This window comes from Pseudomonas sp. FYR_5 (genome assembly GCF_043106315.1).
In the GTDB taxonomy this organism is placed as follows: domain Bacteria; phylum Pseudomonadota; class Gammaproteobacteria; order Pseudomonadales; family Pseudomonadaceae; genus Aquipseudomonas; species Aquipseudomonas putida_Y.
Window position 1 is genome coordinate 180005 of sequence record NZ_JBICMK010000095.1, and the last position, 7264, is coordinate 187268.

7 protein-coding genes are annotated in these 7264 nt (G+C 59.5%); 2 read left to right on the top strand and 5 right to left on the bottom strand.

Annotation, left to right across the window (positions count from 1 at the left end):
* Positions 1 to 175: 175 nt before the first annotated feature.
* The 4 genes from ACF8RA_RS18470 to ACF8RA_RS18485 all read right to left on the bottom strand — a co-directional run bounded on the left by ACF8RA_RS18470 (position 176) and on the right by ACF8RA_RS18485 (position 4399).
* Positions 176 to 1612, bottom strand: coding sequence for an NAD(P)(+) transhydrogenase (Re/Si-specific) subunit beta (locus ACF8RA_RS18470; RefSeq protein WP_176683041.1), 1437 nt, complete (start codon positions 1610 to 1612; stop codon positions 176 to 178).
* Positions 1613 to 1614: 2 nt separating this feature from the next.
* Positions 1615 to 1929, bottom strand: a complete 315-nt coding sequence (locus ACF8RA_RS18475) for an NAD(P) transhydrogenase subunit alpha (RefSeq protein WP_003252914.1) — start codon at positions 1927 to 1929, stop codon at positions 1615 to 1617.
* A gap of 11 nt (positions 1930 to 1940) precedes the next feature.
* Complete coding sequence (locus ACF8RA_RS18480) at positions 1941 to 3062, bottom strand: Re/Si-specific NAD(P)(+) transhydrogenase subunit alpha (protein WP_392487824.1); 1122 nt, start codon at positions 3060 to 3062, stop codon at positions 1941 to 1943.
* 419 nt (positions 3063 to 3481) lie between these two features.
* Positions 3482 to 4399 carry a LysR family transcriptional regulator gene (locus tag ACF8RA_RS18485; protein WP_176683042.1) on the bottom strand — a complete coding sequence of 306 codons (918 nt, stop codon included), beginning with the start codon at positions 4397 to 4399 and terminating at the stop codon, positions 3482 to 3484.
* A 160-nt stretch (positions 4400 to 4559) separates the two neighbouring features.
* Here ACF8RA_RS18485 and ACF8RA_RS18490 point away from each other — a divergent pair, with 160 nt between their 5' ends.
* Entirely contained in the window at positions 4560 to 5741 is a 1182-nt protein-coding gene (locus ACF8RA_RS18490) for an acyl-CoA dehydrogenase (RefSeq protein ID WP_003252907.1), read from the top strand.
* A gap of 13 nt (positions 5742 to 5754) precedes the next feature.
* The gene (locus tag ACF8RA_RS18495; RefSeq protein ID WP_176683044.1) at positions 5755 to 6975 is read left to right on the top strand and encodes a CaiB/BaiF CoA-transferase family protein; all 1221 of its coding nucleotides are present in this window, start codon (positions 5755 to 5757) and stop codon (positions 6973 to 6975) included.
* Positions 6976 to 7025: 50 nt separating this feature from the next.
* Here ACF8RA_RS18495 and ACF8RA_RS18500 read toward each other — a convergent pair.
* Positions 7026 to 7264, bottom strand: a 239-nt coding sequence (locus tag ACF8RA_RS18500; protein WP_392519412.1) for a hypothetical protein, incomplete at its 5' end; no start/stop codon positions are given.

Sequence of the window (7264 nt, forward strand, 5' to 3'; positions counted from 1 at the left end):
TCGGGCTACTGAAACTACTGCAGCGCAGTCTAGAGATTTCGCCCATTGCCGTCCCGCGACCATGGTCGTATGAGAAGCCTTGTATTTGAGCCGTTGATCCGGATCAATAAAAGAAAAGCCCCGGCAGATTCTGACCGGGGCTTCCTTTATATCAGCGGGTTTGTAGCGACTGTTGTCACTCCACCGCCTTGACCATGTCCTCGATGACCTTCTTGGCGTCACCGAACACCATCATGGTCTTGTCCAGATAGAACAGTTCGTTGTCCAGGCCGGCATAGCCACTGGCCATGGAGCGTTTGTTGACGATGATGGTCTTGGCCTTGAACGCTTCGAGGATCGGCATGCCGGCGATTGGCGACTTGGGATCGTTCTTCGCCGCCGGGTTGACCACGTCGTTGGCGCCCAGCACCAGCACCACGTCGGCCTGGCCGAACTCGGCGTTGATGTCTTCCATCTCGAATACCTGATCGTACGGCACTTCAGCCTCGGCCAGCAGTACGTTCATGTGCCCGGGCATACGGCCCGCCACCGGGTGAATCGCATACTTCACGGTCACCCCGTTGTGGGTCAGCTTCTCGGTCAGCTCTTTCAGCGCGTGCTGGGCACGGGCCACCGCCAGGCCGTAGCCCGGGACGATGATCACGCTGTCGGCATTGCTGAGCAGGAAGGTGGCGTCGTCAGCCGAGCCGGACTTCACCGGCCGCTGTTCTTGCGAACCCTGCGCCGCGCCAGCGTCGGTATCGCCACCGAAGCCGCCGAGGATGACGTTGAAGAACGAACGGTTCATCGCCTTGCACATGATGTACGAGAGGATGGCACCGGACGAACCTACCAGGGAGCCGGCGATGATCAGCATCGAGTTGTTCAGCGAGAAGCCGATGCCGGCCGCTGCCCAGCCCGAGTAGCTGTTGAGCATCGACACCACCACTGGCATGTCGGCGCCGCCGATCGGAATAATGATCAGCACACCCATGATGAAGGCCAGGACCAGCATCAGAGTGAAGGCACTGTAGTGGCCAGTGAAAGTGAACAGCAAGCCTAGGGCGATGGTTGTCAGGCCGAGGATCAGGTTCAGTTTGTGCTGGCCAGCGAACTGTACCGGTGCGCCCTGGAACAGGCGGAACTTGTACTTGCCCGACAGCTTGCCAAAGGCGATCACCGAGCCGGAGAAGGTAATGGCACCGATGGCAGCGCCGAGGAACAGTTCCAGGCGGTTACCGGTAGGGATCGGGTCGCTGATGGCAGCCACAATGCCCATCGACTGCGGCTCCAGTACGGCGGCGATGGCGATGAATACCGCGGCCAGGCCGATCATGCTGTGCATGAAGGCGACCAGTTCGGGCATCTTGGTCATCTCGACGCGCTTGGCCATGATCGAGCCGGCGGTGCCGCCGACCAGCAGGCCGACGATGACATAGCCGATACCGGCAGTGGCAAGTTCTGCCCCCAGCTTATAAATGAGGCCAACCGTAGTGAGGATGGCGAGCCCCATGCCGATCATGCCGAACAAATTGCCGCGCCGCGAGGTGGTCGGGTGCGACAGGCCCTTGAGCGCCTGGATGAAGCACACCGAGGCGACGAGGTAGAGGAGCGTTACCAGATTCATGCTCATGCTTACTTCTTCGCCTCGTTCTTGGTTTTCTTCTTGAACATCTCAAGCATGCGGCGGGTGACCAGGAAGCCACCGAACACGTTGACTGCGGCAAGGGCTACGGCCAGCGTGCCCATCAACTTGCCGGCCGGGGTCACGGTCAGGGCTGCGGCCAGCATGGCGCCGACGATCACGATTGCCGAGATGGCATTGGTGACCGCCATCAATGGGGTGTGCAGCGCCGGGGTGACGTTCCACACCACGTGGTAGCCCACATAGATGGCCAGCACGAAAATGATCAGGTTATAGATGCCGTGGGAAATCAGCATGTCTTCCATTGTCGTGCTCCTTAGCCGTTTTTGCGGACGACTTGACCATCACGGCACATCAGGCAGGCCGCGACGATGTCGTCTTCGAGGTTGATGGTCAGCGCGCCGTCCTTGTCGAACAGCAGCTTCATGAAGTCCAGCAGGTTGCGTGCATACAGTGCCGAAGCATCGGCACCCACCTGGGCCGGCAGGTTGGTCGGGCCGACGATGGTCACGCCATTCTCCTGCACCACCTGGTCTGCGACGGTCAGCGGGCAGTTGCCGCCTTGGGCGGCAGCCAGGTCGATGACTACCGAGCCAGGCTTCATCTGCGCCACGGTTTCGGCGCTTAGCAGGGTCGGCGCCTTGCGGCCAGGGATCAGCGCGGTGGTGATGACGATATCGGACTGCTTGGCGCGCTCGTGCACGGCCTGGGCCTGGCGCTGCATCCAACTGGCCGGCATTGGTCGGGCATAGCCGCCAACGCCTTCGGCGCACTCTCGCTCCTCGTCGGTCTCGTATGGCACGTCGATGAATTTTGCGCCCAGTGATTCGATCTGCTCTTTCACAGCAGGGCGAACGTCGGATGCTTCGATCACCGCACCCAGGCGCTTGGCTGTGGCGATGGCCTGCAAGCCGGCAACGCCGGCACCCAGGACCAGCACGCGTGCCGCCTTGACGGTACCGGCAGCGGTCATCAGCATCGGCATGAAGCGTGGGTAGTGATGGGCTGCCAGCAACACGGCCTTGTAACCGGCGATGTTGGCCTGCGACGACAGCACATCCAGGCTCTGCGCCCGCGATGTTCGCGGCGCGGCTTCCAGGGCGAAGGCGGTAATACCGCGTTCGGCCATCTTGCCGATCAGTTCCCCGTTGAAGGGGTTGAGCATGCCCACCAGAAGGCTGCCGCTGTTGATCAGGGCCAGTTCCTGGTCGTTGGGGGCGACCACTTTGAGTACCAATTGGGCGCCGTAGGCATCGGCAGCGCTCCCAATGGAAGCACCCACGGCTTCATAGGCACTGTCCGGAATGGCGGCGTTGAGCCCTGCCCCCCGTTGAACGGTGACCTGATGGCCCTGGCCAATCAGTTTCTTGATGGTTTCGGGGGTCGCAGCGACCCTTGTCTCACCGGTCTGCGTCTCGAGAGGAACACCAATGTGCACGACTATTTCTCCTGCGGTGACCTTTTGTCTTTGTAGAAGCCAGCACACTTCGGATGGTGCGCTGGGGCGGCTGTGGAGCGCCAACCCGCCGGATCCCGGGCGGGGCGAAGCATTTTGCAGACGAACCCAGAGGCCTTCAACCGGTTCTGGAGCGAAACGAAGTCAAAACTACAAGTCACCCTGTGACCGCTTGTCGCAGTGATAGGGCTGCAGCCCGTCAAGCATGGGCCATTGGCAGATTAGGAGAAAAAATCAAAAAAAAATCGGCCAATTCGCTTACGACTAGTTGGATGTCGCAAAATAACTCGCTAAGCCGCGTACTTAGCAGGGTTAAAGGGTATTTTTGTGCTTGCGTTACAGTTTGCGTATATGCGACATATACATATATCTGTAGGTGTTTAAAATAATTGACTACAGAGTCAATTTGTCGCGCTTGTCCCTGTCTTATTGATGTAGGCCTGAGCCTGGCTCACAAGCCAGTCGCGAAAAGCTCGTAGCGAGGCCGACTCCACCTTGCGCTCTGGAATCATCAGATAGTAGGCCTTGTCGCTACTCAGGGCATGCCTGTTAGCGACCACCAGCCTACCCTCCTCCAACTCCCGCTGGATCAGGAACGGTGGTATCAGGGCAATGCCCATGTCGTGCATGGCCGCCTGGGCGAGCATCGAGAATAGTTCATAGCGCGGGCCTGTCATGTCGCGCTCAACGTGCATGCCCACACTGCCGAACCATTGCCGCCAGGCATACGGGCGTGTGCTCTGCTGCAGCAATGGTAGTTGCGCGATGTGGCGTGCTTCGAGCACGCCTTGGCCGTTCAGCAGTGTCGGGCTGCAAACCGGTACCGGGTTTTCGCCCATCAGTTGGTGCGACTGGGTGCCTGACCAGTCTGCATCACCAAAATATATGGCTGCATCGAAGGCAGTGTCGGCAAACAGGAAGGGCCGGGTGCGGTTGGTAAGGTTGACCGTGACCTCCGGATGGCGCTGCTGGAAGTCCTTGAGCCGTGGTAGCAGCCATTGAGTGCCAAACGTCGGTACTACCGCCAGTTCGATCACATTGGCGCCTTGCTGGCGCATCACCGACAAGGTATCGCGCTCCACGGCATCCAGTTGGGCCGCCACCTGGCGACTGTAGGACAGGCCGGCTTCAGTCAGCGTCACGCCGCGGCGCGAACGGCGGAACAGTTCCACATTGAGGAAGGCTTCAAGACCGCCGATCTGCCGACAGACGGCACCCTGGGTCAGTGCGAGTTCCTGGGCAGCCTTGGTAAAGCTCTCGTTACGGGCTGCCGCCTCGAAGCAAATCAGGGCGGCGGTACTGGGGATCTTACGGCGCATGTACGTCAACCTCACTTGTAAGGCTGTCAATAAGGCGTTTTGCCGATTTACGGAGTGACAAAATATCACTAATCGGTGCGCAATCCTCGTTTGTCCCCGCCGCCGATCAGGCCTAGGCTCAAAGGCACAAGAAACTGCCCCCTATTTCGAGGATTCGCTCATGGCCGGTAAAGCAAGCTTCAACTGGATCGACCCGCTGCTGCTGGATCAGCAGCTCACTGAAGAAGAGCGCATGGTGCGTGACAGCGCTTATCAGTTCGCCCAGGACAAGCTGGCGCCGCGTGTGCTCGAGGCCTTCCGCCACGAGCAGACCGACCCCGCGATCTTCCGCGAGATGGGTGAAGTCGGCCTGTTGGGTGCAACCATCCCCGAGCAATACGGTGGCAGCGGCCTGAACTATGTGTGCTACGGCCTTATTGCTCGCGAAGTGGAACGTATCGACTCGGGTTACCGCTCGATGATGAGCGTGCAGTCGTCGCTGGTGATGGTGCCGATCAACGAATTTGGCACCGAAGCGCAAAAGCAGAAGTACCTCCCCAAACTGGCCAGTGGCGAGTGGATTGGTTGCTTCGGTCTGACCGAGCCTAACCATGGCTCCGATCCTGGCTCGATGATTACCCGGGCGAGGAAGGTCGATGGTGGCTACCGGCTGACCGGCAGCAAGATGTGGATCACCAACAGTCCCATCGCCGATGTGTTCGTGGTGTGGGCCAAGGATGATGCAGGCGATATCCGTGGCTTTGTACTGGAAAAAGGCTGGCAAGGTCTCAGTGCCCCGGCCATTCATGGCAAGGTTGGCCTGCGCGCCTCGATCACTGGTGAAATCGTCATGGACAATGTGTTCGTGCCGGAAGAGAACATCTTCCCGGACGTGCGTGGCCTCAAGGGCCCGTTCACCTGTCTGAATTCGGCTCGCTATGGTATTTCGTGGGGGGCGCTGGGTGCCGCTGAAGCCTGCTGGCACACCGCCCGCCAATACACCTTGGATCGTCAGCAGTTTGGTCGTCCACTGGCCGCCAACCAGTTGATACAGAAGAAGCTGGCCGACATGCAGACCGAAATCACCCTGGCGCTGCAGGGCTGCCTGCGTCTGGGGCGCATGAAGGATGAAGGGACGGCTGCGGTGGAGATCACCTCCATCATGAAGCGCAATTCCTGCGGCAAGGCGCTGGATATCGCCCGTATGGCGCGTGACATGCTGGGCGGCAACGGCATCTCCGACGAGTTTGGTGTGGCCCGTCATCTGGTTAACCTGGAGGTGGTCAACACCTATGAAGGTACCCACGACGTGCATGCACTTATCCTGGGGCGTGCGCAGACTGGTATCCAGGCGTTCTATTAATAAGGAGCAAGCCATGGGCGCGCTATCACATCTGCGGGTGCTAGACCTTTCGCGCGTGTTGGCCGGCCCGTGGTCTGGTCAGATTCTGGCTGACCTTGGCGCCGACGTGATCAAGGTCGAGCGCCCTGGCAGTGGCGACGATACCCGCTCATGGGGGCCGCCTTTCCTAAAGGATGTCGAAGGTGAGGACACCAGTGAGGCGGCTTACTACCTGTCGGCCAACCGCAACAAGCGCTCGGTGACCATCGACTTTACCCAGCCAGAGGGGCAGCGGTTGGTGCGGGAGCTGGCGGCGAAGTGCGATATCGTCATAGAGAACTTCAAGGTGGGTGGGCTGGCTGCCTATGGCCTGGACTACCAGAGCCTCAAGGCGGTAAACCCGCAGCTCATCTATTGCTCCATTACCGGCTTCGGTCAGACCGGGCCCTATTCCAAGCGCGCTGGCTATGACTTCATGATCCAGGGATTGGGTGGGCTGATGAGCCTGACCGGTCGTCCGGAGGGTGAAGAAGGCGCGGGGCCGGTCAAGGTGGGTGTGGCGCTTACCGATATTCTGACCGGGTTGTATTCCACGGTCGCCATGCTGGCTGCTCTCGCCCACCGGGATCAGACAGGGATCGGCCAACATGTCGACATGGCATTGCTCGATGTGCAGGTGGCCTGTCTGGCGAACCAGGCAATGAACTACCTGACCACGGGCACCCCTCCTCGTCGGCTGGGCAATGCACACCCCAATATAGTCCCCTACCAGGACTTTCCGACGGCAGATGGCGATTTCATTCTTACTGTGGGTAATGACAGTCAGTTCCGTAAGTTCGCCGAGGTGGCTGGGCAGCCGCAATGGGCGGAAGACCCGCGCTTCGTTACCAATAAGCTGCGGGTGGCCAACCGGGCCGAGCTGATACCATTGATCCGTCAGGCTACGGTATTCAAGACCACGGCTGAGTGGGTGGCCCAGCTGGAGGCTGCTGGAGTGCCATGTGGGCCTATCAATAACCTGGCGCAGATGTTCCAGGACCCTCAGGTATTGGCGCGTGGGTTGGCGGTGAGTATTCCGCATCCATTGGCGGGTAATGTGCCGCAGGTTGCGAGCCCGATACGGTTGTCGGAGACGCCAGTGGAGTATCGCCGGGCGCCACCACTGCTGGGCGAGCATACCGAAGTGGTGCTGGGGGAAGTATTGGGGCTGGATGCCGGCGAGGTACAGCGTCTGCGTGTTGCGGGTGTGCTTTAGATGAAAAGCGGGGAGGCCGACAGGCCTCCCCGCTTTGCTTTTCTGCGCTATCAAGGTTTATTGAAATTAAAGGTTGACGCCCTCTCGAATCCCCTTATAATGCGCCCCACTTCCAGCGACAACGGAACGACAAACTCCTTGAAATTCAATGAGTTAGACAATTCTGAAGGTGCTGCAAGGGCTACGATCAAATGATCGAAAGCGGTTGAAAAGGTGGTTGACAGTACTTCTAAGTGCTGTATGATTCGCCTCCCGCTACGAGAGATCGCAGCGAGCCAAGTGTTTGAAG

Bases quoted from the DNA above. Each gene is read 5' to 3' on its own strand.
- ACF8RA_RS18470 (WP_176683041.1), bottom strand. From the start codon at position 1,612: ATGAGCATGAATCTGGTAACGCTCCTCTACCTCGTCGCCTCGGTGTGC.
- ACF8RA_RS18475 (WP_003252914.1), bottom strand. From the start codon at position 1,929: ATGGAAGACATGCTGATTTCCCACGGCATCTATAACCTGATCATTTTC.
- ACF8RA_RS18485 (WP_176683042.1), bottom strand. From the start codon at position 4,399: ATGCGCCGTAAGATCCCCAGTACCGCCGCCCTGATTTGCTTCGAGGCG.
- ACF8RA_RS18490 (WP_003252907.1), top strand. From the start codon at position 4,560: ATGGCCGGTAAAGCAAGCTTCAACTGGATCGACCCGCTGCTGCTGGAT.
- ACF8RA_RS18495 (WP_176683044.1), top strand. From the start codon at position 5,755: ATGGGCGCGCTATCACATCTGCGGGTGCTAGACCTTTCGCGCGTGTTG.